The 23,154-nt window shown below is 71.0% G+C and carries 19 protein-coding genes; 5 read left to right on the top strand and 14 right to left on the bottom strand.

What is annotated here, in order from left to right; genetic code table 11:
* Positions 1–31: 31 nt before the first annotated feature.
* The 10 genes from rplS to ffh all read right to left on the bottom strand — a co-directional run bounded on the left by rplS (position 32) and on the right by ffh (position 8,270).
* Positions 32–391, bottom strand: coding sequence for a 50S ribosomal protein L19 (gene rplS, locus ASG71_RS09115; protein WP_056738299.1), 360 nt, complete (start codon positions 389–391; stop codon positions 32–34).
* 283 nt (positions 392–674) lie between these two features.
* Positions 675–1,490 (bottom strand): tRNA (guanosine(37)-N1)-methyltransferase TrmD, encoded by an 816-nt coding sequence (gene trmD, locus ASG71_RS09110; protein WP_056738298.1) that lies wholly within the window; start codon positions 1,488–1,490, stop codon positions 675–677.
* A gap of 1 nt (position 1,491) precedes the next feature.
* Complete coding sequence (gene rimM, locus ASG71_RS09105) at positions 1,492–2,079, bottom strand: ribosome maturation factor RimM (RefSeq protein ID WP_056738297.1); 588 nt, start codon at positions 2,077–2,079, stop codon at positions 1,492–1,494.
* A gap of 124 nt (positions 2,080–2,203) precedes the next feature.
* Entirely contained in the window at positions 2,204–2,446 is a 243-nt protein-coding gene (locus ASG71_RS09100; RefSeq protein WP_056632598.1) for an RNA-binding protein, read from the bottom strand.
* Between the two features lies 1 nt (position 2,447).
* Positions 2,448–2,870, bottom strand: a complete 423-nt coding sequence (gene rpsP, locus ASG71_RS09095; protein ID WP_056738296.1) for a 30S ribosomal protein S16 — start codon at positions 2,868–2,870, stop codon at positions 2,448–2,450.
* Positions 2,871–3,089: 219 nt separating this feature from the next.
* The gene (locus ASG71_RS09090) at positions 3,090–3,527 is read right to left on the bottom strand and encodes a hypothetical protein (RefSeq protein WP_200947957.1); all 438 of its coding nucleotides are present in this window, start codon (positions 3,525–3,527) and stop codon (positions 3,090–3,092) included.
* A 237-nt stretch (positions 3,528–3,764) separates the two neighbouring features.
* On the bottom strand, positions 3,765–4,640 hold the full coding sequence (locus ASG71_RS09085) for a VOC family protein (protein WP_056738294.1): 876 nt from the start codon (positions 4,638–4,640) through the stop codon (positions 3,765–3,767).
* A gap of 81 nt (positions 4,641–4,721) precedes the next feature.
* Positions 4,722–5,834 (bottom strand): amidohydrolase family protein, encoded by a 1,113-nt coding sequence (locus ASG71_RS09080; protein WP_056738293.1) that lies wholly within the window; start codon positions 5,832–5,834, stop codon positions 4,722–4,724.
* Positions 5,835–5,865: 31 nt separating this feature from the next.
* Positions 5,866–6,615, bottom strand: a complete 750-nt coding sequence (locus ASG71_RS09075) for an alpha/beta fold hydrolase (RefSeq protein WP_056738292.1) — start codon at positions 6,613–6,615, stop codon at positions 5,866–5,868.
* A gap of 62 nt (positions 6,616–6,677) precedes the next feature.
* Positions 6,678–8,270 carry a signal recognition particle protein gene (gene ffh, locus ASG71_RS09070; RefSeq protein ID WP_056738291.1) on the bottom strand — a complete coding sequence of 531 codons (1,593 nt, stop codon included), beginning with the start codon at positions 8,268–8,270 and terminating at the stop codon, positions 6,678–6,680.
* A gap of 150 nt (positions 8,271–8,420) precedes the next feature.
* On the opposite strand from ffh, the gene ASG71_RS09065 reads away from it, so the two are divergent.
* Positions 8,421–9,809 (top strand): glucose-6-phosphate dehydrogenase, encoded by a 1,389-nt coding sequence (locus tag ASG71_RS09065; RefSeq protein WP_056738290.1) that lies wholly within the window; start codon positions 8,421–8,423, stop codon positions 9,807–9,809.
* A gap of 139 nt (positions 9,810–9,948) precedes the next feature.
* On the opposite strand, the gene ASG71_RS09060 is transcribed toward ASG71_RS09065, so the two are convergent.
* Positions 9,949–10,287: a P-II family nitrogen regulator gene (locus ASG71_RS09060; RefSeq protein ID WP_056738289.1), complete on the bottom strand. Its 339-nt coding sequence runs from the start codon at positions 10,285–10,287 to the stop codon at positions 9,949–9,951.
* Positions 10,284–11,678, bottom strand: a complete 1,395-nt coding sequence (locus ASG71_RS09055) for an ammonium transporter (protein WP_056738288.1) — start codon at positions 11,676–11,678, stop codon at positions 10,284–10,286. The genes ASG71_RS09060 and ASG71_RS09055 overlap by 4 nt, the downstream gene beginning before the upstream one ends.
* 256 nt (positions 11,679–11,934) lie before the next feature.
* On the opposite strand from ASG71_RS09055, the gene ASG71_RS09050 reads away from it, so the two are divergent.
* Positions 11,935–13,176, top strand: coding sequence for an MFS transporter (locus ASG71_RS09050; RefSeq protein ID WP_082574984.1), 1,242 nt, complete (start codon positions 11,935–11,937; stop codon positions 13,174–13,176).
* A gap of 57 nt (positions 13,177–13,233) precedes the next feature.
* On the opposite strand, the gene ftsY is transcribed toward ASG71_RS09050, so the two are convergent.
* Together ftsY and smc are read right to left on the bottom strand one after the other, a co-directional pair.
* Positions 13,234–14,430, bottom strand: coding sequence for a signal recognition particle-docking protein FtsY (gene ftsY, locus ASG71_RS09045; protein ID WP_056738287.1), 1,197 nt, complete (start codon positions 14,428–14,430; stop codon positions 13,234–13,236).
* Between the two features lie 72 nt (positions 14,431–14,502).
* Positions 14,503–18,111, bottom strand: a complete 3,609-nt coding sequence (gene smc, locus ASG71_RS09040) for a chromosome segregation protein SMC (protein WP_200947956.1) — start codon at positions 18,109–18,111, stop codon at positions 14,503–14,505.
* Positions 18,112–18,390: 279 nt separating this feature from the next.
* Here smc and ASG71_RS09035 point away from each other — a divergent pair, with 279 nt between their 5' ends.
* The 3 genes from ASG71_RS09035 to ASG71_RS09025 are packed head-to-tail and all read left to right on the top strand — an operon-like array spanning position 18,391 to position 23,149.
* Positions 18,391–19,413 (top strand): 3-oxoacyl-ACP synthase III, encoded by a 1,023-nt coding sequence (locus tag ASG71_RS09035; RefSeq protein WP_056738684.1) that lies wholly within the window; start codon positions 18,391–18,393, stop codon positions 19,411–19,413.
* On the top strand, positions 19,407–22,181 hold the full coding sequence (locus ASG71_RS09030; protein WP_056738286.1) for an alpha/beta fold hydrolase: 2,775 nt from the start codon (positions 19,407–19,409) through the stop codon (positions 22,179–22,181). The genes ASG71_RS09035 and ASG71_RS09030 overlap by 7 nt, the downstream gene beginning before the upstream one ends.
* Positions 22,178–23,149: an NAD-dependent epimerase/dehydratase family protein gene (locus ASG71_RS09025; protein WP_056738285.1), complete on the top strand. Its 972-nt coding sequence runs from the start codon at positions 22,178–22,180 to the stop codon at positions 23,147–23,149. Before ASG71_RS09030 ends, ASG71_RS09025 begins: the two co-directional genes overlap by 4 nt.
* Positions 23,150–23,154: the final 5 nt, after the last annotated feature.

The raw sequence follows: 23,154 nt of genomic DNA, 5'->3' as shown, positions 1-23,154 counted from the left end.
GTCCGTGGATCCGCGGGTAAGTCCGGAAGACTTACTTGGCGGTCTGGAAGTCGCGCTTTTCCTTGATCTTCGCAGCCTTACCGCGCAGTGCACGCATGTAGTAAAGCTTGGCGCGGCGCACGTCACCCTTGGAGACGAGCTCGATCTTGTCGATGATCGGGGAGTGCACCGGGAAGGTACGCTCCACGCCAACACCGAAGGAAACCTTGCGGACGGTGAAGGTTTCGCGCACGCCGTCACCCTGGCGGCCCAGGACGAAGCCCTGGAACACCTGGACGCGGGAGTTCTTGCCTTCGATGATGTTCACGTGCACCTTGATGGTGTCACCCGCGCGGAACTCGGGAACATCGTTGCGCAGCGAGGCTGCGTCGACGGAATCGAGGATATGCATTAATCCACTCCTGGTGAACGCCACAGGTCATTCACGTTGGGTCACGGCGGCCAAGCCCGGATGCGGTCCGCACCGGAAATTGCCGCCGAAAGTTTTATGTTTCCGGTTCCGCCGGGAATCGGCGGGACCGGGGTGCCGCGCTGTTGGTGACGCTCCCCCTGTGGCAGGTTCGCACCCAGCAGGCACAAGGACTAATTTTGCCACATCCGGGGCCGGTTTGGTGAATCCGCGGGACGGGCCGGCCTGGCCCATGCCGGCCCGGTGGTGGCCCGGCGGTGCAGGCTCAGGCTTCGGGGCGGCGCCGGAGCCGGCCGTCGACGACGTCGTACCCCAGGTCCGCGAAAGCGGTGCGGTCCGCGCGGGGCAGGGCGCCGGCGTCGAACGCCTCCAGCAGGTCCGGGCGGCGTTCGGCGGTGCGGCGGTACTGCTCGTGCCGCCGCCACTGGGCAATCTTGCCGTGGTTGCCGCTCAGGAGCACGGCAGGGACCTCGCGGTCCCGCCAGGTCGAGGGCTTGGTGTAGACCGGGTATTCGAGCAGCCCGTCGGAGTGCGATTCCTCGACGAGCGATTCGGGGTTGCCGACGACGCCGGGCAGCAGCCGCCCGACGGCCTCCACCATGGCCAGCACGGCCACCTCGCCGCCGTTGAGGACGTAGTCGCCGAGGCTCATGGGCCGGACGGTGAAGTGCTCCGCGGCCCATTCGAGGACCCGTTCGTCGATGCCCTCGTAGCGGCCGCAGGCGAAGACCAGCTGGTCCTCTTCCGCGAGTTCGTGGGCGATCGCCTGGGTGAAACGCTCCCCCGCCGGCGACGGGACAATCAGGACCGGCTTCTGGGCCGGCGCCCCGGCGGAGGCGTCCGCGCCTGGCCCCGTCGCGGCCACGGCTTCGAGCGCCTGGGCCCAGGGCTCCGGCTTCATCACCATGCCCGCGCCGCCGCCGTAGGGCGTGTCGTCCACGGTGCGGTGCCGGTCCGTGGTGAAGTCGCGCAGGTCGTGGACCGACAGGTCCAGCAGTCCGTCCTGCCGGGCCTTGCCAATCAGGGACAGCTCCAGCGGTGCCAGGTACTCGGGGAAGATGCTGACGACGTCGATCCGCATCTTAGGCGTTGTCCCCGTCGCCGGCCTGCCGTTCCCCGGCCGCCGCGACGCCGTCGCCGTCGTCGGGGGTGGCACCGGCGTCGGTGTTGACCTCGAACAGCCCGGGCGGCGGGGTGACGACGACGTACTTGTCGCCGACGTTGACCTCGGGGACGATCTGCTCGACGAACGGGACCAGGACTTCCCGGCCGTCCTCGACGGTGACCACCAGCAGGTCTTGGACGGGCATGGTGTGCAGGCCGGAGACCTTGCCGACCACGTTGCCGCCGACGCGGACGTCCAGGCCGACGAGTTCGTGCTCGTACCAGCCCTCGTCGTCGTCCTCGTCCAGTTCCTCGGTTTCGATGTAGAGCTTCGCGCCGCGGAGGGCCTCGGCCTCGTTGCGGGTCTGCACTTCCTCGAAGGCCAGCAGCAGGATGTCCTTGTTCCAGCGGGCGCTCTCCACCGTCAGCGGCCCGGCGGAGGCGGGTTCCACCACGAACTGCATGCCGGGAACGAAGCGGTCACCGGGGGCGTCCGTGAGCACCTGCACGGTCACTTCGCCGCGGATGCCGTGCGGCTTGCCGATTCGTGCCACCTGAAGCTGCATCTGTTCCTCTGTTCGGGTTTTGGGGAGTTTATGGTTCCGGGTGCGCTTCTTGCGCAAAAGAGTCCGGCCCCTCCACCATAAGCTGGCGGAGGGGCCGGACTAAAGACGAGTTGTGCTGGCCGCGCTACCGGCGGCGGTCGGTGTCGACGACGTCGACCCTGACCTGCTCGCCGTCGGCCAGAGCAGCCACCACAGTGCGCAGCGCGCGTGCGGTGCGGCCCTGGCGACCGATCACCCGTCCAAGGTCGTCCTGATGAACGCGCACCTCGAGGGTGTCCCCGCGGCGGTTGTTCTTGGCACTGACCTTGACGTCCTCGGGACTGTCAACAATCCCGCGGACCAGGTGTTCGAGCGCTTCTGCCAGCAAGTTACTCAGCCTCGGTGGTCTCTGCTTCGGCTTCGGCCGGAGCCTCGGCTGCATCGTCCTTCTTGGCCTTCTTGGTGATGGCTTCCGGGATGATCACGGAGCCCTTCTCCGGGGCAGCGAAGCCTTCCTTGGCAGCCTTGGTCTTCAAGGTGCCTTCCTGGCCCGGAAGACCCTTGAACTTCTGCCAGTCACCGGTGATCTTGAGGATCGCGGCAACCTGCTCGGACGGCTGTGCGCCGACGCCGAGCCAGTACTGGGCACGGTCCGAGTCGACCTCGATGTACGAGGGCTCTTCGGTCGGGTGGTACTTGCCGATCTCTTCGATGGCACGGCCGTCACGCTTGGAGCGTGCGTCCATGACGACGATGCGGTAGTACGGGGCGCGCATCTTGCCGAAGCGCTTAAGGCGAATCTTAACGGCCACTTTTGTGGTCACTCCTGTTTCATAAACGGGGTCGAGCCCGGCGTTCTGCACCCGTGGGGCGGGCCGTACTAGGGGGTTCTAAAGGACAAGATCCAGACGCGGAGAGAGGGGCCGCGCAGATCAAGTACCTGATCATTGTGCCAGATGACCGCGCGGATTTCGACTTGACACCCGCGCGCGGCGTTCCGGGCGGCGTTTTGGGCGGAGGCGTGGGCGGCGTCAGCAGGCCCAGACGTAGAGTCCGGCCTTGGCGGCGGGATCGACGCCGGCGGCCAGCTCCGCAATCTGCCGGACGTACCGCTCGGCCTGCTCGGCGCCGAAGGGCATGTCCTCCTCCGCGGCCCAGCTCGCGGCGACGTCGGCCAGCACGTCGCCCTCCCCTTCGGTTTCATAGGTAAGCAGCTCCGCCAGCGCGCGGACCATGGCGGCCGGTGCACCGAGCAGGGCATCGCTGGCCACGTCCACCATCGCCAACTCGTAGTCGGCACCCGCTGCATGCACCGCGGCGCCGGCCAGGTCGCCCAGGCGCTCGACCTCGAAGTCACTGATGTCCGGGATCCGGACCGCACCGGGCGCGGGGGCGGCGCCGCCGTCGAGGGCTGCAGCGCGCTTGAGCGCGGCGTCATGGGTGGCGGCGAAAATCTCGGTAAATCCCACGGAACTCATCCTTAGCTGTCCGGCGGCGTCGGGCCGCTGCCTGCGGCCTTCCCTCAGCCTAGCCGTTCGGGCGGCAGGGATGGACATGCCCAGCGGCGGGCAGGATCCGGCAACGGACATGCCCAGCATAGGACGTGGCCAGTGGGCATAACCCGTCATGCCCACGCCCCGGCCCGAAGGATGGGCATGTCCGTCGGAGGTGCCTCGGAAGGAGGGATGGACATGCCCGGACCAGGGTTAGCGGACGGCGACGCGGATCCGGTTGCGCCACGGATCCTCGAAGCGCAGCTCAGCCCCGGTGTGGTGGGACTGGACGCCGGCGGTCTTGAGCCGGTCCGCAAGCGCCCCGACGTCGTCGCCGGAGGGTACTTCGATCAGCACCTCGCCCAGGCCCAGGGTGTCGCGGCGCGGGCCGGCGCCGCGGCTGTTCCAGACGTTCATGGCCATGTGGTGGTGGTACCCGCCAGCCGAGACGAAGAGCGCCTGGCCGTGCCAGCCGGCGGTCTTCTCGAAACCGAGCGTGCCGACGTAGAAATCGTGGGCAGACTGCACGTCGCCGACCTGCAGGTGAACGTGCCCGACGCCGGCGTCCGTCTCGAGCTGTCCGGCCAGGGCGGCTTCGGTCAGGTGCTGTTCCAGGTAGCGCTGCGGCGGCAGGGCCAGGCTGTCCATCACCACGTTCTTGCCCTCCCAGGACCAGGCGTCGCGGGGGCGGTCCCAGTAGAGCTCGATGCCGTTGCCCTCGGGGTCGTTGAAGTAGAAGGCCTCGCTCACCAGATGGTCCGCGCTGCCGGTGAAGGACTGCGGCTCGTACTGCGCGGCCGAGGCGATGGTCGCGGCCAGGGCGGCCTGGTCCTCAAAGAGCAGGGCGGTGTGGAAGAGGCCGGCCTCTCCGCGGGAGGGGATGTTCAGCCCCGGGGCCGGGGCCAGGTGGACCAGCGGCCTGCGCTTGCGACCGAGGTAGAGCCCCCCGTCCTGCTCGGCCACGACTTCCAGACCGAGGGCGCGCTGGTAGTAGTCGGTCATCAGCTTCATGTCGCCGACCTTGAGCATCACGGTGCCCATGGTGAGGTCTGCGGGAAGGAGATCCTGGGTGCTGGGTTCTGCGGTCATCGAAACGCTCCGGTGGTCCTGCGGCCGCCGACCTTCGGCGACCCGTCACATAGTTAAATTACTTGAAGCTTCAATTTATTCCTAATGCAGACCGCCGGAACCTCCCTCTCCCCCGCCGACGCGTGCGCCGCGCAGCACGATGTGGCGGATGCTCCTGAGCGTGGTGAGGTCCTTGCGCGGGTCCTCGTCGCACACGAGGACATCGGCGCTGGCGCCTTCGGCAATGGCCTCAGCCTCCAGCCAGGTGCGGGCGGCCCAGGAACCGGCGTCGAGGGCGGCGACGGCGGGCAGGCCCGCTGCCTGGAGCGCCTCGAGTTCGTCCACGATCCGCCCGTGCCGGATGACGCTGCCGGCGTCGGTGCCGGCGTAGAGCGCCACGCCGGCCTCATGCGCTTCAAGGATGCGTTCCGCGCGGCGCTCCCACAGCGCGCGCATGTGGGCCGCGTACCGGGGGAACTTCGCCTCGGCCTGCGCGGCGATGTTGGGGAAGGTGGCGATGTTGATCAGGGTGGGCACAATCGGCACGCCCTGTTCGACGAAGCGCGGCAGGTGCCGGGGCAGCAGCCCGGTTCCGTGTTCGATGCAGTCGATGCCGGCGTCGAGCATGTCATCGAGGGTGTCCTCGGCGAAGCAGTGCGCCGTGACCCGTGCGCCCTCGTCATGCGCGGCCCGGACGGCGTCCTTGACGGCGCGGGCGGGAAAGCTCGCGGCGAGGTCTCCGGCGCCGCGGTCGATCCAGTCCCCGACCAGCTTGACCCAGCCGTCACCAGCGCGGGCCTGCTTGCGGACAGCCTCCACCAGATCCTCCGGTTCAACCTCGACGGCGAGGCCGCGCAGGTAACGGCGGGTCCGGGCGATATGCCGGCCGGCACGGATGATCCGGGGCAGCCCGGGGTGCCGCTGGATCCACCGGGTGTCATGGACGGCGCCGGCGTCGCGGACCAGCAGAGTTCCGGCCTCGCGGTCCTCCTTGGCCTGCTGCCCGGCCACCTCGGCGGGGACATCGCCGCCGGGGCCGAGCCCGATATGGCAGTGCGCGTCGACCAGCCCGGGAATGACCCAGCCGTCCAGGACCTGGTCCGGCTCCTCCGTGGGCCGGGTGAAGGTGAGCGTGCCGTCCACCGCCCACAGCCCCTGCCGTTCCTGGCCGGGCGCGGTAAGGACCGGGCCGCGGAATTCGATGATGCCATTCATGGCCTACAGCCTAATCCGCAGCGCCGGCGGCTCAGGAGGCGTGCGCGTGGCTGCTGCGTTCGACGTCGGCGATGAAGGTGCGGATGGCGCGGTCGCCTTCGCGGGAGTCCTGCGGCCGGTGCCCTCCGGGGGCGGTGCGGTACAAGGCGCCGGTTTCCCGGAGGTAGCCGGCGATCTCCTCGTACAGCGGTTCCCAGCCGCCGGTGAGGACAAGGGTGGGCACGCCGGGAACGATGTGCAGCGGCGCGTCCCATCCGGGGGCCTGCAGCCGCAGCCGCCGCGCTTCCCTGCCGTCGTCGGCCGCGGGGGCGCCGACGCCGCCGCGCACCGGGGCGTGGGCGGCGAACACGCGCCGGACGAATTCGCGGTGGAAGTCCTCGTCGCTGAGCTGGTGCCGGACATCGAAGAGCGGCTGCAGCAGCGCGCGGTGGGCCGCGGTGGCGGGCAGTTCGGCCGTCAGCGAGAAGCAGGCCGGCTCCACCAGGGTCAGCGACTGGACCAGGTCCGGGCGTTCGACGGCGGCCATCATCGCCGAGATGGCGCCCTGGGAGTGGGCGACCACATGGCCTCCGGCGGCACCCCGGCCGTCGTCGGCCAGGGCCCGCAGGACGATGGCCGCGTCGGCGGCGAAGTCGGTCGGCAGCGGCTCGGCGACCGGATCGAAGCCGTGGCGGCGCAGGAACAGGGCGTCGTAAGCCAGGGCCATGCCATGCTGCTTCGGCCACGCCGCGGCGCCGAAACTGCCGGCGCCGTGGACGAAGACTACGCGCTGCTTGAACATGGTCTAACCCTAGGGCACCGGTCTGTCATCGGGACCGACGACATACGCTCCGGGCGCCCTGCTTACTTGCTGCCGCCAAGGAACTTGTCGAAGCCCTTCGGCAGGTTCAGCTGCGAGGGGTCGAAGTCCCCGCCCTGCTGGCCGAAGGAGGCACCCGTGGGGACGGCCTTGGCGCCGGCAGCCCGGCGGGCCTCCGCGTCTTTGAGCTCCTGCGCGGCCTTGGCTGGGTTGCCGGAACGGGCCTTCTTCTTCGGCGCGGACTTGGCACCCTTTCGAGCACCGCCTCCGCCGCCACCCATGCCCGGCATCCCCGGCATGCCGGGCATGCCGCCGCCCGCAGCCATTTTCTTCATCATCTTCTGCGCCTGGGCGAAGCGCTCCAGCAGGCCGTTGACCTCGGAGACGTGCACGCCGGAACCGCGGGCGATGCGGGCGCGGCGGGAGCCGTTGATGATCTTCGGTGCCACCCGTTCGTGCGGGGTCATGGACCGGACGATCGCCTCGACGCGGTCGATTTCACGCTCGTCGAACTGCTCGAGCTGCTGCCGGATGTTCTGCGCGCCCGGCATCATCATGAGCATCTTCTTCATCGAGCCCATGTTGCGGATCTGCTGCATCTGGGCGAGGAAGTCCTCAAGCGTGAAGTCTTCCTGGTCGGCGAACTTCTTCGCCATCCGGGCCGCTTCGTCCTTGTCCCAGGACTTTTCGGCCTGTTCGATCAGGGTGAGCACGTCGCCCATGTCGAGGATGCGGGAGGCCATCCGGTCCGGGTGGAAGAGTTCGAAGTCGTCCAGGCCCTCGCCGGTGGAGGCGAACATGACCGGCTTGCCGGTGACCGATGCGACGGAGAGCGCGGCACCGCCACGGGCGTCGCCGTCGAGCTTGGAGAGCACGATGCCGGTGAAGTTCACGCCTTCGTCGAACGCCAGCGCGGTGTTCACGGCGTCCTGGCCGATCATCGAGTCGATCACGAACAGGACTTCATTCGGGACGATCGCCCGGCGGATCTGGCGCGCCTGCTCCATCATGTCCGCGTCGACGCCGAGGCGGCCGGCGGTGTCCACGATCACGACGTCGTGCAGGGTGCGCTTGGCTTCCTCGACGCCGGCGCGGGCGACGGCGACCGGGTCACCGGCGGGGTGGTCGAGTTCGGTGGAGGTGGCGCCCGGGTGCGGGGCGTAGACCGGCACGCCGGCGCGCTGGCCGACAACCTGCAGCTGGGTGACGGCGTTGGGGCGCTGCAGGTCGCAGGCGACCAGCATGGGGCTGTGGCCCTGGGCCTTGAGGTACTTGGAGAGCTTGCCGGCCAGGGTGGTCTTGCCGGCGCCCTGGAGGCCGGCGAGCATGATGATGGTCGGGCCGGTCTTAGCCAGCCGGATCCGGCGGGTCTCGCCGCCAAGGATCTCCACGAGTTCCTCGTTGACGATCTTCACGATCTGCTGGCTCGGGTTCAGCGCGCCGGAAACCTCGGCGCCGAGGGCACGCTCGCGGACCCGGGCGGTGAACTCCCGCACCACCGGAACGGCGACGTCGGCATCCAGCAGGGCGCGCCGGATCTCGCGGACCGTAGCGTCAACGTCCGCCTCGGTCAGGCGGCCCTTGCCACGGAGGTTCTTGAAGGTTGCTGTCAACCGGTCAGAGAGTGAATTGAACACGCGCCGTGCACTTCTTTCAGTGGATCTACAGCTGGCGGCCGGAGCGGCGCGCCAGAGTCGTGACTGATTCGCCGGAACGAACTGCCTCGACAACGGGACTCGACTATCTAGGGTATCAAGACGCGCCTTCAAGATGGCATGCTGGCTTAGGTGACCAGTCAACCAACGGTAAAAACCCTGCTCATCCTCGGCGCCTCGGGCGACCTGACCGGCCGGCTGCTGCTTCCGGGCCTCGCCCGGCTGGTGGCCAGGGGCCACGCCCAGGGCCTGACCCTGGTCGGCGCGGGCTCCGACGACTGGACCGAGGACCAGTGGCTCGAACGCCTCGAGACCTCCTTCGCCGACGCGAACTCCCAGGCCGATTCGGCCGGTAAACGGGAACTCAAGCGGATCCGCGAAACCACCGCGTACCGCCAGCTCGACGTCACGGCCGAAGGCCAGCTGGCCAAGCTGATCGCTGGGCTGGAAGGCCCCGTCGCCGTCTACTTCGCGCTGCCGCCGAAGATCAGCGAGCGCGCCTGCCAGGCCCTCACCCCCGACGACGTTCCCGCCGGGACGCGGCTGGTGATGGAAAAGCCCTTCGGCTCCAGCGAGGAATCCGCCCGCGAGCTGAACCGGACCCTGGCCGCCCTGGTCCCCGAGGACCACATCCACCGGGTGGACCACTTCCTGGGCAAGGCGACGGTGCTGAACATCCTGGGCCTGCGTTTTGCGAACACGTTCCTGGAACCGGTGTGGAACCGGGAACACATCGAAAAGGTGGAAATCATCTTCGACGAGGACCTCGCGCTGGAGGGCCGGGCCCGCTACTACGACGGCGCCGGCGCGCTGCGGGACATGATCCAGAGCCACCTCCTGCAGATCATGGCGCTGATGGCGATTGAACCGCCGGCTTCCGTGGACGAACGCGACCTCCGCGACGCCGTCGCCACCCTGCTGCGCGCCAGCAGCATCAAGGCCCCCTACGCCAGGAACACCCGCCGCGCCCGGTACACCGCCGGCACCCTGGGCGGCCGCCAGGTCCCGGACTACGCCAAGGAAGAGGGCGTGGACGCCTCGCGGAACACCGAGACCCTGGCCGAGGTGCAGGTGGACATCGACAACTGGCGCTGGCAGGGCGTGCCGTTCATCCTCCGCTCCGGCAAGGCACTCGGCACCAAGCGCAAGGAAGCCGTGGTCACCTTCCGGCCCGTCCCGCACCTGCCCCGCGGCTTCACCGGCGTCGACTCCCCCAACCAGCTGAGGATCGGGTTCGGCCCGGACACGCTGCAGTTCGACGTCGACGTCAACGGCCCCGGCAACGTGCTCAGCCTGGACCGGGCCACCCTGCAGGCCGAACTGAGCGCCTCCGAGCTGCTGCCCTACGGCGAAGTCCTGGAGGGCGTGCTCACCGGCGATCCGCTGCTGAGCGTCCGCGGCGACACCGCCGAAGACTGCTGGCGCATCCTCGAACCCGTGCTCAAGGCCTGGGCCCGGGACAGCGTGCCGCTGGAGGAATACCCTGCCGGCTCCGACGGTCCCGAGGGCTGGCCGGCCTAGCCGCCGCGCCGGCGCACCGGGCACCGAGCGGCAAAAGCGGGCAGCAAAAAGCGGGGCCGGACACCTTTTCAGGTGCCCGGCCCGCTGTCGCAGCCCCCGATCGCGGTCCGACAGCGCGGTGCGACTGGGGGGCTGCCGCTTAGATGGCTGCCGCGCCGCGTTCTCCGGTGCGGACCCGGACGGCCTCGAAGACATCCACGCTCCAGACCTTCCCGTCACCGGCCCGGCCGGTGTTGGAGCTGGCGATGATGACGTCCAGGATGTCGTCGGCCTGTTCGTCAGTGGCCAGCACCTCGACCCTGATCTTGGGCAGCAGGTCCACGTTGTACTCGGCGCCGCGGTACACCTCGGTGTAGCCGCGCTGCCGGCCGTAGCCGCTGGCCGCGCTGACGGTCAGGCCCTGCACCCCGTAGGCTTCCAGGCCTTCCCGGATCGCGTCGAGCTTTTCCGGACGGACAATTGCGGTGATCAGTTTCATGCTTCCACACTTTCCTTGCCTGCAGCGGTCTTCTGGCCGTTCGAAGCGGTGTCCACGGCGGCCCCGGCCGGCGCAGCAGCCGGAGCGCCTGCCGGTGCCTCAGCGCCCTCGGCCAGCGGCTTGCCGGTGATCAGCTCGTGGAGCGGCTGGAAGCTTCCGCCGTGGCCGCCGACGCCGAACTCGTACGCCGTTTCGGCGTGCAGGCTCAGGTCCACGCCCACGACTTCCTGCTCCTGGGAGACCCGGAAGCCCATCGTCTTGTGGATCGCCAGGGCGATCACCGCGGTCAGCACGGCCGAGTAGACGATCGCCACCGCGGCCACGGCGAGCTGCGCCCAGAGCTGGGTGAGTCCGCCGCCGTAGAACAGGCCGCCGCCGACGCCGTCGGCCGGGACGGCGATGAAGCCCAGCGCCACGGTGCCGATGATGCCGGAGACGAGGTGGACGCCGACGACGTCGAGCGAGTCATCGAAGCCCCAGCGGAACTTCAGGCCGACGGCCAGCGCGGAGGCCACGCCGGCCACGACGCCCAGGCCGAGCGCACCGACCGGGCTGACGTTGGCGCAGGCCGGGGTGATGGCGACCAGGCCGGCGACGACGCCGGAGGCGGCGCCGAGGGAGGTCGGGTGGCCGTCGCGGATCCGTTCGGTGACGAGCCAGCCGAGCATGGCCGCGGCCGGGGCTGCGAGGGTGTTGACCCAGATGAGGCCAGCCTGTTCCGCCGTCGTGGCCGCACCGGCGTTGAAGCCGAACCAGCCGAACCAGAGGATGGCGGCTCCGAGCATGACGAACGGGATGTTGTGCGGGCGGTGGTTCGGGTCCTTGCCGAAGCCGCGGCGGTTGCCGATGATCAGGACCAGGACCAGGGCCGCGACGCCGGCGTTGATGTGGACCACGGTGCCGCCGGCGAAGTCGATGGCCGGGCCGAGGGCCTTGCCGAGTTCACCCTCGGGGCCGAAGAGCCCGCCGCCCCAGACCATGAAGGCCAGCGGGCAGTACACCAGGGTGACCCACACCGGCACGAACACGCTCCAGGCGCCGAACTTGGCCCGGTCCGCGATCGCGCCGCTGATTAGGGCGACGGTGATGATGGCGAAGGTCGACGCGTAGCCGACCTTGATCAGCCCGTCGGGGGTGTCGATGCCCTCGAGCCCGAAGGTGGCGAACGGGTTGCCGACGATTTCCAGGAAGCCTTGCCCGGAGCTCATCGAGGCGCCCCACAGCACCCAGACGACGCCGACCATGCCGATGGAGATGAAGCTCATCATCATCATGTTCAGTGCGGCCTTGGCGCGCGTCATGCCGCCGTAGAAAAATGCCAGTCCCGGTGTCATGAACAGCACGAGCGCTGCTGCCACCATCAGCCATACGTGACCTGCGGTAAGTTCCATGGTGCACGTCCTCCCTTGCGTAGAAATAAGTGCGATGCGAATTGTTGATGTCCGGCGGATCGCTCCGCCTGCCCCAACGCGGATTGCGTTCTACGAAAGAGTCTGCTGGCGCAGTGTTTCACCGGCAGAGGTTTTAGATTGCCGGGTTGTTACAGGAACCTCCCGGACGTAAATGGTGCATCTCGCGCTTGTTACGGTTATGTTTCACGCGCTTCTACTCCCCTCCCGCCTTCCTTCCGGCACCGAAAGCAGCACCATGAGCAAAACAACCCCGCCCGCCAACGGAACCCGCCTCCCGGCCCTGCTCCGGCGCACTGGCGGCCCGCGCCTGCCCCGGGACATCAAGGTGATGCTGGTCGCGGCCTTCCTGATCGCGCTGGGCTTCGGCCTCGTGGCGCCGGTGCTCCCCCAGTTCGCCACGACGTTCGACGTCGGTGCGACCGCGGCGGCGGTGATTGTCAGCATCTTCGCGTTCATGCGCCTGCTATTTGCCCCGGCCGGCGGGGCGCTGATCGTAAAGCTGGGCGAACGCCCGGTGTATGTGGCCGGGCTGCTGATCGTGGCCGCGTCGACGGCGGCCTGCGCCTTCGCCCAGGACTACTGGCAGCTGCTGATTTTCCGCGGCCTCGGCGGCGCCGGATCGGTGATGTTCACGGTCGCGTCGATGGCCCTGGTGGTCCGGCTGGCGCCGCCGGAGAGCCGCGGCCGGGTTTCCGGCGCGTACGCCTCGGCCTTCCTGATCGGCAACGTGTGCGGGCCGATCGTCGGCGGGCTGCTGGCCGGCTTCGGCCTGCGGGTGCCGTTCCTGGCCTATGCGGCGGCGCTCGTGCTGGCGGCCGCCGTCGTGCAGACCCAGCTCAGCCACGTCCCCGCGGGGTCCCGGGAGGCGGGGGCGGCGGCGCCGCCGATGCTGCTCCGGGAGGCGCTGCGGGACAGCGCCTACCGGGCCGGGCTGGCCTCGAGCTTCGCCAACGGCTGGGCGACCTTCGGGGTCCGGATGGCGACGGTGCCGCTCTTCGCGGTCGCGGCGCTCGGCGCGGGCTCGTCCTCGGCCGGCTGGGCCCTGGCCGTGTTCGCTGCCGGCAACGCCGCGGCCCTGACCTTTTCCGGGCGGCTCGCGGACACGCTGGGACGGAAGCCGTTGATGCTCGCCGGGCTGGTGGTCACCGGCCTGGCCACCGCCGGGATCGGCTTCACTCACCAGCTGTTCTGGTTCCTGCTCGCTTCGACAGTCGCGGGCCTGGGTTCCGGGTTGCTGGGGCCGGCGCAGCAGGCGGCGATCGCCGACGTCGTCGGTAATGAACGCTCCGGCGGGAAGGTGCTGGCGGTGTTCCAGATGACCTCGGACAGCGGCGCGATCGTCGGCCCGGTCATCGCCGGGGTGCTGGCCGACCGGCTGGGGTACGGCTGGGCGTTCGGCGTGACCGGCGGGGTGCTCCTGGCCGCGGCTGCCGGCTGGCTGCTGGCCCGGGAAACCTTCCAGCGACAGCCCGCTTAAACCGAAGCCGGTGCCGTTGGGACGTCCCAACGGCACCGGCTGCGGGTGTAAGCGCGGCTAGTTCAGCAGCGCGTCCACGAAGCTTTCGGCGTCGAACGGCGCCAGGTCGTCCGCGCCCTCGCCCAGGCCGACCAGCTTGACCGGCACGCCGAGGGACTTCTGGATCGCAACGACGATGCCGCCCTTGGCGGTGCCGTCCAGCTTGGTCAGCACGATGCCGGTGATGTTCACGACCTCGGCGAAGACCCGGGCCTGGTTCAGGCCGTTCTGGCCGGTGGTCGCGTCCAGTACCAGCAGGACCTCGTCCACCTCGGCGAGCTTTTCGACCACGCGCTTGACCTTGCCGAGCTCGTCCATCAGGCCCACCTTGTTCTGCAGCCGGCCCGCGGTGTCGATCATGACGACGTCGACTTCCTGCTCGATGCCGGCCTTGACCGCCTCGTAGGCGACCGACGCCGGGTCCGCCCCGGCAATATCGGACTTGACCGTGGGGACGCCGACGCGCTGGCCCCAGGTGGCGAGCTGCTCGGCGGCAGCGGCGCGGAAGGTGTCGGCAGCGCCGAGCAGCACATCCTTGTCCTCGGCGACAAGCACGCGGGCCAGCTTGCCCACGGTGGTGGTCTTGCCCACGCCGTTGACGCCGACCACCATCATCACGGCGGGCGCGGCGGCGTGCCGTTCCACGTTCAGGCTGCGGTCCATGATCGGGTCAACGAGCTTGATCAGTTCCTCGCGCAGCAGCGCCTTGACCTGCTCCGGCGACCGGGTGCCGAGGACCTTGACGCGTTCCCGGAGGGCGTCCACGAGCTGCATGGTCGGTTCGGTGCCGAGGTCGGCCAGCAGCAGGGTCTCCTCGACCTCGTCCCAGACGTTTTCATCGATCTTGTCCGCGGAGAGCAGCGCCAGCAGGCCCTTGCCCAGGATGTTGTTGGACTTGACCAGGCGTTCGCGCAGCCGGGTCAGGCGGCCCGCCACCGGCAGCGGGGTCTCGACCGGAACGGTCTCCAGCCCGGCGGCGTTGTCCGGCACCTCGACGGTTTCCAGGCCCTCGAGGTCGACGGCGTCCGGCGCCTTCGGTACCGGTCGGTCCTCCAGCAGCGTGCCGCCGCCGGCGCCCTGCACGGGGTCGTTCGCGTCGCGCTGCGTCGGGTACTCTTTGATATTTTTCCGGGTCTTCATGAGCACCGGAATCAGCGCACCGAGGACCACCAGGGCAACAATGATGGGCAGAATAATGGGGAGGATGTCGTTCACTCCCCTAGCTTCTCATAACCCCAATCGCCGGTCTTAAGGCGCCGGCCCGAGGGCCGGTTTCGGGCGCCGGGCCTAGACGTCGGCGCCCAGCCGCTGGCTGATCACGGTGGAGACGCCGTCGCCTCGCATCGTGACGCCGTAGAGGGCGTCGGCGACCTCCATGGTGCGCTTCTGGTGCGTGATGACGATCAGCTGGCTCGATTCGCGCAGCTCCTCGAAGATGGTGATCAGCCGGCCCAGGTTGGTGTCATCCAGCGCCGCCTCCACCTCGTCCATGACGTAGAACGGCGAAGGCCGGGCCTTGAAGATCGCGACCAGCAGCGCGACCGCCGTCAGGGAGCGTTCTCCGCCGGAGAGCAGGGAGAGCCGTTTGATCTTCTTCCCGGCGGGGCGCGCCTCCACCTCGATGCCGGTGGTGAGCATGTCGGTCGGGTCGGTGAGCACCAGCCGGCCCTCGCCGCCGGGGAACAGCCGGGCGAAGACGCGGACGAACTGGGCCGCGGTGTCCTCGAAGGCTTCGGCGAAGACCTTCTGGACCCGCTCGTCGACTTCCTTGATGATGTCCAGCAGGTCCTTGCGGCTGGATTTGAGGTCTTCGAGCTGGCTGCTCAGGAACTGGTGGCGTTCCTCGAGGGCGGCGAATTCCTCCAGAGCGAGCGGGTTGACCCGGCCCAGAGCGGAGAGGTCGCGTTCGGCCTTGCGGAGCCGCTTTTCCTGTTCCTCCCGGACGAAGGGCGTGCCTTCGACGATGTCGCGGCCGTCCTCATCCACCGGGGCGCGCAGGGCTGCCCACTTATCCGCCGAGGCCGCGGCCGCCACGGGCACGGGCTGGTCGGGGCCGTAGTCGGCGACGAGTTGGTCAGGGGTGAGTCCGAGTTCCTCGACGCTGCGCAGCTCCAGGGCCTCGATTCGGAGGCGCTGCTGGGCGCGGGCCAGCTCGTCCCGGTGGACGGAGTCGGTCAGTTCGGCCAGTTCGCGGGCGAGGGCGTCGTTGCCGGTCCGCACCGCGGCCAGGTCCTGTTCCATCTGTTCGCGGCGTTCCTCGGCGGCGTCGCGTTCCCGCCGGGCCAGTTCCACCGAGACATCGAGGAAGCCGACTGCCTGCCCGACGGCGGCGGCCACGGCGGCCGCGCGGGCGGCCTGCAGCCGGCGGCGGCGGGCCCGTTCGGCGGCTTCCTCGCGGGCGCGGCGCTCGGTGGCGGCGGCCCGTTCCAGCGACGAGGCACGGTTACCGATCGCGGTCAGCTGCTCTTCCGCGCTGCGCAGCGCCAGGCGGGCTTCCATCTCGGCGGCGCGCGCGGCGGCGGCGGCCGTGGCGAGTCCGTCGCGGTGCTCGGGGGACGGTTCTTCCTCCGCCGGTGCCTCCTGGGCCGCGGCCAGCCGGGCGGCGACCGCTTCCAGCGCTTCCTGTTCTCCCTGGATGTTCGCTTCGGCGCGGGCCAGGGACGCGGTGAGGCGTTCGCTTTCGCCGACGGCGCTGCGCAGCACCGAGTTCAGGTGCCCCAGCCGTTCGGCGACGGCGGCGAGCCGGGCGTCGGAGTCGTGCAGTTTCTCCAGGGCCGCGTCGGCCCGCTCCTGTGCCGCGGCGCGGCGGGATTCCGCGGCGGCCCGGGCGAAACGGTGCCGTTCCAGGTCAGCGGCCACGACGGCCAGCCGGGCGGCGGCCTCATCGACGGCGGCCTGGACTTCCAGCAGCGACGGCGCCGTGGCCGAGCCGCCGCTGGCGGTGAGTGCGGTGAACACGTCCCCTCCCCGGGTGACCGCGGTCAGCTCCGGCCGGGCGGCGATGAGCCGGGCGGCGTCGTCGAGATCCCCGACGACGGCGGTGCGCTCCAGCAGGCGGGCGACGGCGGCGACAGTTCCGGCCGGGTCCGCCGCGCCGGAGGAGGCCGCGACCAGGTCAGCGGCCCAGCGCGCGCCGTCCGGAAGCCCCGCGGCAGGTGGTGTATCCGCCTCGGTGTCCGGTGCCGGGCCGGCGAGCAGCAGCGCGGCCCGGCCGGCGTCGTCGTCCTTGAGCTGCTGCAGGGCCGCGGCGGCCGCGGCGGAACCGGTAACCACAACGGCGTCGGAGCAGCTGCCCAGTGCGGCGGCGACGGCGGCCTCGAACCCGGGCTCGACGCTCAGCATGCCCGCCAGCGGGCCCAGCACGCCGGGCAGGCCGGCGGCCATCACGTGGCCGGAACCGTCCTTGCGGTTCAGTCCCAGCTGCAGGGCGTCGCGCCGGGCCACGAGCGCGTCGCGTTCCCGCTCGGCGGCGCGTTCGGCGTCGTTGAGGGCGTCGATTTCCGCGGCCACGGCATCCAGCGCCTCGGCCGCGGCCTCGTATTCGGCGTCGAGGGTCTCCTCGCCGTTTTCGACGCCGGCGGCCTGGGATTCGAGAGCGCTGAATTCGCTCTGGGCGAGGCGGCGGCGTTCCTCCCCGGCGATCTGGGACTCACGCAACCGACCGAGCTCGGACTGCGCGGCCTCCACCCGGGACCGCGCGGCCCCCACCTGGCCGGCGAGCCGGGCCAGGCCCTCGCGTCGGTCGGCCGCGGCCCGGAGCAGCGCCGCGTGGCGCTTGTCCTCGGCCGCCGCGGCGGCTTCGGCGTCCTGCTTGGCGGCGGTGGCGGCGTCCAGGACGGTACGCCGCTCGAGGATCTGTGCCTCCAGCCCGGCCTGTTCGGCCCTGACCCGGGCGGCCTGCCGCTCCAGCTGTTCGGGGTCCCGCCCGGCGTCCGGGGCGGGGTCCGAGGCTCCCAGCAGGCGGCGGCGCTCCTCGGCGAGCGAACCCAGCGAACGCAGCCGTTCCCGGCCGGAGGAAAGCTGGTACCAGTTGTCGCGCGCGGCGTTCAGCGCGGGGGTGGCCTCCGCCGCGAGCTGTTCCAGGCGGCCCTGGCGCTGGCGGCCGGCTTCGAGTTCGCGTTCGACGACGGCGCGGCGTGCCTTCAGCGCGCTCTCGTCCGCCACGTCCTGCGCCAGGACGGACTGCAGCTGGACCAGGTCGTCGGCCAGGAGCCGGCAGCGGGCGTCGCGGACCTCGAACTGGACGGTCTGGGCGCGGCGGGCGACCTCGGCCTGCTTGCCCAGCGGGGTGAGCTGGCGGCGGATTTCCCCGGTCAGGTCGCTGAGCCGGGCGAGGTTGGCCTGCATCGCTTCCAGCTTGCGGACTGTCTTTTCCTTGCGCCGGCGGTGCTTGAGGATGCCTGCCGCTTCCTCGATGAAGCCGCGGCGGTCTTCCGGGGTGGCGTGCAGCACCTTGTCCAGCTGCCCCTGCCCGACGATGACGTGCATCTCCCGGCCCAGGCCCGAATCGGAGAGCAGCTCCTGGATATCCAGCAGGCGGCAGCCGGCGCCGTTGATGGCGTATTCGGAGCCGCCGGTGCGGAACAGCGTGCGGGAGATCGTCACCTCGCTGTAATCGATCGGCAGGGCGCCGTCGCTGTTGTCGATGGTGAGTGAGACGTGCGCGCGGCCCAGCGGCGGCCGGCCCGAGGTTCCGGCGAAGATGACGTCCTCCATCTTGCCGCCGCGCAGGGTTTTGGCGCCCTGCTCCCCCATCACCCAGGACAGGGCATCCACCACGTTGGACTTGCCGGAGCCGTTGGGGCCCACCACGGCGGTCACGCCGGGTTCGAATTCGAAAGTCGTCGCGGAGGCGAACGACTTGAATCCGCGGACGGTCAGGCTCTTGAGGTGCAAGGTGTTTCGGGTCTCCTGCTTGGCGGACGCGGCGCGTCCCGGGTACCTCCAATCTACTGCGCGGCCCGGACAATCCCGCGCAGCCCGCCTGCGCCGGCGGCACAATTCCGGCGCCACCGGCACGCCCGCGTCCTGCGGGCCCGGCCCCCGCCGTCGTCCGGGGACCTCTGCGTCGGCGGGAACAAAGCCGCAGGGGGCATAGTTAAGGGTCTTGGGCCTGCGCTCAGCGGTGGTTTCTTTGCCGACCGGTGCGGGACGGATATGAACAGGGGCTTTGATTTGGTAGGGAATGCAACATTCCGGCACAGCAACACTGCGTTGCTCTCGGTCAGCAGCGTCGAAGCTCCGACAATAGTCAGCTCTTCGGATTTCGACCGGCGCCTGGCGGTGACCCTGCGGCGGCTGAAGTTCCCGCCGAGGCTCCTGGAGCGCGTCGCCGGCGTCACGCACCGGCGCTGGTGGGCGCCGGGGACCTCCTTCGACGACGCCGCGATCGAGGCCGGCGCGAAGGCGCTGGCCGAATCCGGCGTCGAGGCCGCCGAGGTTGGCCTGCTGATCAACACGTCCGTGACGCGTCGGAACCTGGAGCCCTCCGTGGCGGTGAAAATCCATCACGGGCTGGGCCTGCCGTCGTCGGCGATGAACTTCGACCTCGCCAACGCCTGCCTGGGCTTCGTGAACGGCATGACGCTGGCAGCCAACATGATCGACTCCGGCCAGATCAAGTACGCGATGATCGTCAACGGCGAGGACGCCCAGGCCACGCAGGAGGCCACCCTGGCCCGGCTGCAGCGGCCCGAAACGACCCGCGAGGACTTCAACCGCGAGTTCGCCACCCTCACGCTGGGCTCCGGCGCCGCCGCGGCGGTCCTCGGCCCGGCGGACCTGCATCCGGGCGCGCACCGGATCCTGGGCGGGGTGATGCGGGCCGGCACCGAACACCACGAGCTGTGCGTCGGCGGCGTCGACGGCATGGCCACGGACACCAAGGGACTGCTCGACGGCGGCCTGGAGCTGGTGGTCGACGCGTGGCGGGAGGCGCAGCCGGAGTGGGACTGGGCCGCGATGGACCGCTACGTGACCCACCAGGTGAGCAACGCCTACACCCAGGCCATCATCGACGCGATCGGCCTGGACCCGGACCGGGTCCCGATCACCTTCCCGCACTGGGGCAACGTGGGCCCGGCGTCACTGCCGATGACCCTCGCCGCAGAATCGCAGACCCTGGCCGCCGGCGACCGCGTGCTCTGCATGGGCGTCGGGTCCGGCCTGAACACCGCAATGGTGGAAATCGTTTGGTAGCCGCGGACTGGCCCGGCGCCGACCCTGCCTGGTCGCGCGAACTCGACGTGCCCTCCAGCTCCGCCGCCGACGAACCCGGCACCGTGCGGCGCTGGCACCTGCTCGATAACGGCGCGGAGCTCGCCCTCCGCGGCCTCACCCCGGAAGGGACGCTGCTGTGCGTGCACGGCAACCCCACCTGGTCCTACCTGTGGCGCAGCCTGCTGGCCGCCGGGTCCAACCCCGCCCGCCCGTGGCGCGTGGTGGCAGTGGACCAGCTGGACATGGGCTTCTCCGAGCGGACCGGCACGTTCCGGCGCCTGGCGGACCGGATCACCGACCTCGGCGACCTCACCGCTGCGCTCGGCCTGGACGGCCCGGTCGTCACCGTCGGCCACGACTGGGGCGGGGTAATCAGCCTCGGCTGGGCGCTGTCACACCGGGACCAGCTCGCCGGGGTGGTGCTGACCAACACCGCCGTCCACCAGCCCGACGGCACCCCCATCCCTCCGGCCCTGCGGCTGGCCCTGCACCCGGCGGTGCACCGCTGGGGAACAACGACGACCCCGGCGTTCCTGCAGGTCACGCACGCCCTGGCACGCCGGCAGCTCGCCCCCGCGGTCCGCGCCGCGTTCAGGGCCCCCTACCGCGGCGCCGGGCGTCGGACGGGCGTGGGGAACTTCGTCGCGGACATCCCGGCGGACGCCTCGCATCCGAGCTACCCGGCGCTGACGCGCGTCGCGGAGGGCGTGCGCGGCCTGGACGTCCCGGCCCTGATGCTGTGGGGCCCGCGCGACCCGATCTTCTCCGACCGCTACCTCAAGGACCTGATCGGCCGGCTGCCGCAGGCCAGGGTGCACCGCTTCGAAGGTGCCGGGCACCTGCTCGCCGAGGACCGCGACATCGCCTCGCCCATCTTTGACTGGCTCGCCGACTCCTTGGGGCCGAACGGACAGTTCACGCCCCACCCCGAGGCCACCGCCCCGCCGAACGGACAGTTCACGCCCCGCCCCGAGGCCACCAGACCGCCGAACGGACAGTTCACGCCCCACCCCGAGGCCACCGCCCCGCCGAACGGACAGTTGACGCCCCACCCCGGGGGCGCAGCGTGGGAACCGCTCTGGGCTCCGTTGACATCGCTGGCCTCCGGGACAGCCGCCGGTGACACCGCCGTCGCCGAAATGGCCGCGGACAGGCACACGGCCCGCTCGCTGAGCTGGAGCGACCTGGAGGACAGCATCACGCACCTCGCCGCGGGCCTGCACGACGCCGGCGTGCGGTCCGGAAGCCGGGTCAGCCTGATGGTGCCGCCGGGGGTGGACCTGACGGTCGTCCTGTATGCGTGCCTCCGGCTGGGCGCGGTGGTGGTCGTCGCCGACGCCGGCCTCGGCACCCGCGGCCTGAGCCGCGCCGTCAAGGGCGCGACCCCGGACTTCCTGATCGGCATCGACCGGGCCCTGGCGGCCGCCGCGGCGCTCGGCTGGTCCGGCCGGCGCATCAGCGTCCGGGACCTGCCGGCCGCCCGCCGCCGGATCCTGCGCGTCGAAACCTCCCTTGACGAACTCACCCGCTGCGGCGCGTCCGCCGAGGCGGCGGACCGGCTCCCGGCACCCGCGCCGGATGACCCGGCCGCGGTGCTCTTCACCTCCGGTTCCACCGGCCCGGCCAAGGGCGTGCTGTACACCCACCGGCAACTGGCCGCGACGCGGGACACCGTGGCAGCAACCCTGGGGATCCGGCCGGGCGCCCGCCTGGTGGCCGGCTTCGCTCCGTTCGCGCTGCTCGGCCCGGCACTGGGCGCCGTCTCCGTCACGCCCGCCATGGACGTGACCCTGCCCCGGACGCTGACCGCCCGCGCCCTCGCCGACGCCGCGGCCGCCATCGACGCCACCGTCGTCTTCGCCTCCCCCGCGGCGCTGCGCAATGTCCTCGCGACCGCGTCCGGACTGGACCCTGCCGGGCAGGCCGCGCTGGCCCGGGTGGAACTGCTGCTCTCCGCGGGTGCGCCGGTTCCGGCTGCGCTGCTGGAGGAGGTGCAGCGTCTGGTGCCGGCCGCGTCACTGCACACCCCCTACGGCATGACCGAGGCGCTGCCCGTGACCGACATCAGCCTGGACGAAATCCGCGCCGCGGAGGCCGACGCCGCCGCCGGCACCGTCGCGGGAGCCGGGAACGGCGTCTGCGTGGGCCGGCCGGTGCACGGCGCACGCGCCGCCGTCGTCCCGCTCGCCGCGGACGGCACCGCCCCCGGGGATTCGCCGGTCACAGATCCCGGGGTAACCGGGGAAATCCTGGTCAGCGCGCCGCACGTGAAGGACAGCTACGACCGGCTCTGGCTGACCCAGCGCGAGAGCGTCCGCACCCCGGGCTGGCACCGCACCGGGGACGTCGGACACTTCGACGCTGCCGGCCGGCTCTGGGTGGAGGGCCGGCTCGCGCACGTCGTTACGACGCCCGGCGCCGCGGTGACCCCCGTCGGGGCGGAACAGGCCATCGAACAGCTCGACGGCGTCGGCCTGGCCGCCGTCGTCGGGGTCGGGCCGGCCGGGACCCAGGCCGTGGCCGCCGCCGTCGAAACGGAGCCCCCGGTCCGCCGGGCAGGACCCGCGGCCCCGGAGCTGGCCGGGCGCGTGCGCGCCGCCGCCCGTGGGTCCGGCGTCGAGGTGTCGGCCGTGCTCACCGTGCCGTCCCAGCCGACCGACATCCGGCACAACGCCAAGATCGACCGGACCCGCCTGGCCCGCTGGGCCACACGGGTGCTTGCCGGCGGCCGGCCGGGCACGCCATGAGGGTCCTGGTCACCGGCGCGAGCGGGCTGCTCGGCGGCGAGGTAGCGAAACTGCTGCTGCGGCAGGGACATGCCGTCACCACGTTCCAGCGCCGCCCCTCCGGCGTGGCCGGCGCGACCGACGTCCGCGGGTCCCTGTCCGACGACGGCGCGCTCCGCCGCGCGGTGGCCGGCGCCGAGGGCGTCATCCATCTCGCCGCGAAGGTCTCCTTTACCGGCCGCGCGGCGGATTTCGACGAGGTGAACATCGAGGGAACCCGCCGGCTGCTGCGTGCCGCGCGGGACGCCGGGGTGCGCGGGCTGGTGTTCGTTTCCTCCCCCTCGGTGGCGAACTCCGGGGCCGCGATCGCCGGGCTGGGCGCCGAACCGGCGGACCCGGCCGGCGCGCACGGCGACTATGCGCGCACCAAGGCCGCGGCGGAGCTGCTGGCCCTGGCCGCCGACTCACCGGAACTGCGGGTCGCGGCGGTGCGGCCGCACGTGGTCTGGGGCCCGGGCGACACGCAGCTGGTGGAGCGGGTGCTGGACCGGGCCCGCCGGGGCCGCCTGCCGTTGCTTGATGCCGGCGCGGCGCTGATCGACACCACGTACGTCGACAACGCGGCGTCGGCGATCGTGGCCGCGCTGCACCGGATGGACCACATCCACGGCCGGGCCCTGGTGGTCACGAACGGCGAACCGCGCCCGGTGGGCGAACTGCTGGCGGGCATCTGCGCCGCCGGCGGCGTACCGGCCCCGGCCTGGCACGTCCCGGGCCGGCTGGCGCGGGCGGCCGGCTCCGTGGTGGAGAAGGCCTGGCTCCGGGCCGGCAGGACGGAGGAGCCGCCGATGACCCGGTTCCTCGCCGAGCAGCTGTCCACCGCGCACTGGTTCGACCAGCGCCAGACCCGGGCGCTGCTGGACTGGACGCCGGCGGTGTCGCTGGATGAGGGACTGGAGCGGCTGGCCCGGCACTACGGCGGGCGCTGACTTCT

It is taken from the genome of Arthrobacter sp. Soil763 (assembly GCF_001428365.1).
Classification (GTDB): domain Bacteria; phylum Actinomycetota; class Actinomycetes; order Actinomycetales; family Micrococcaceae; genus Arthrobacter.
The sequence above is the reverse complement of the archived record's forward strand: the minus strand, read 5'-3'. Positions and strand labels throughout refer to the sequence as shown.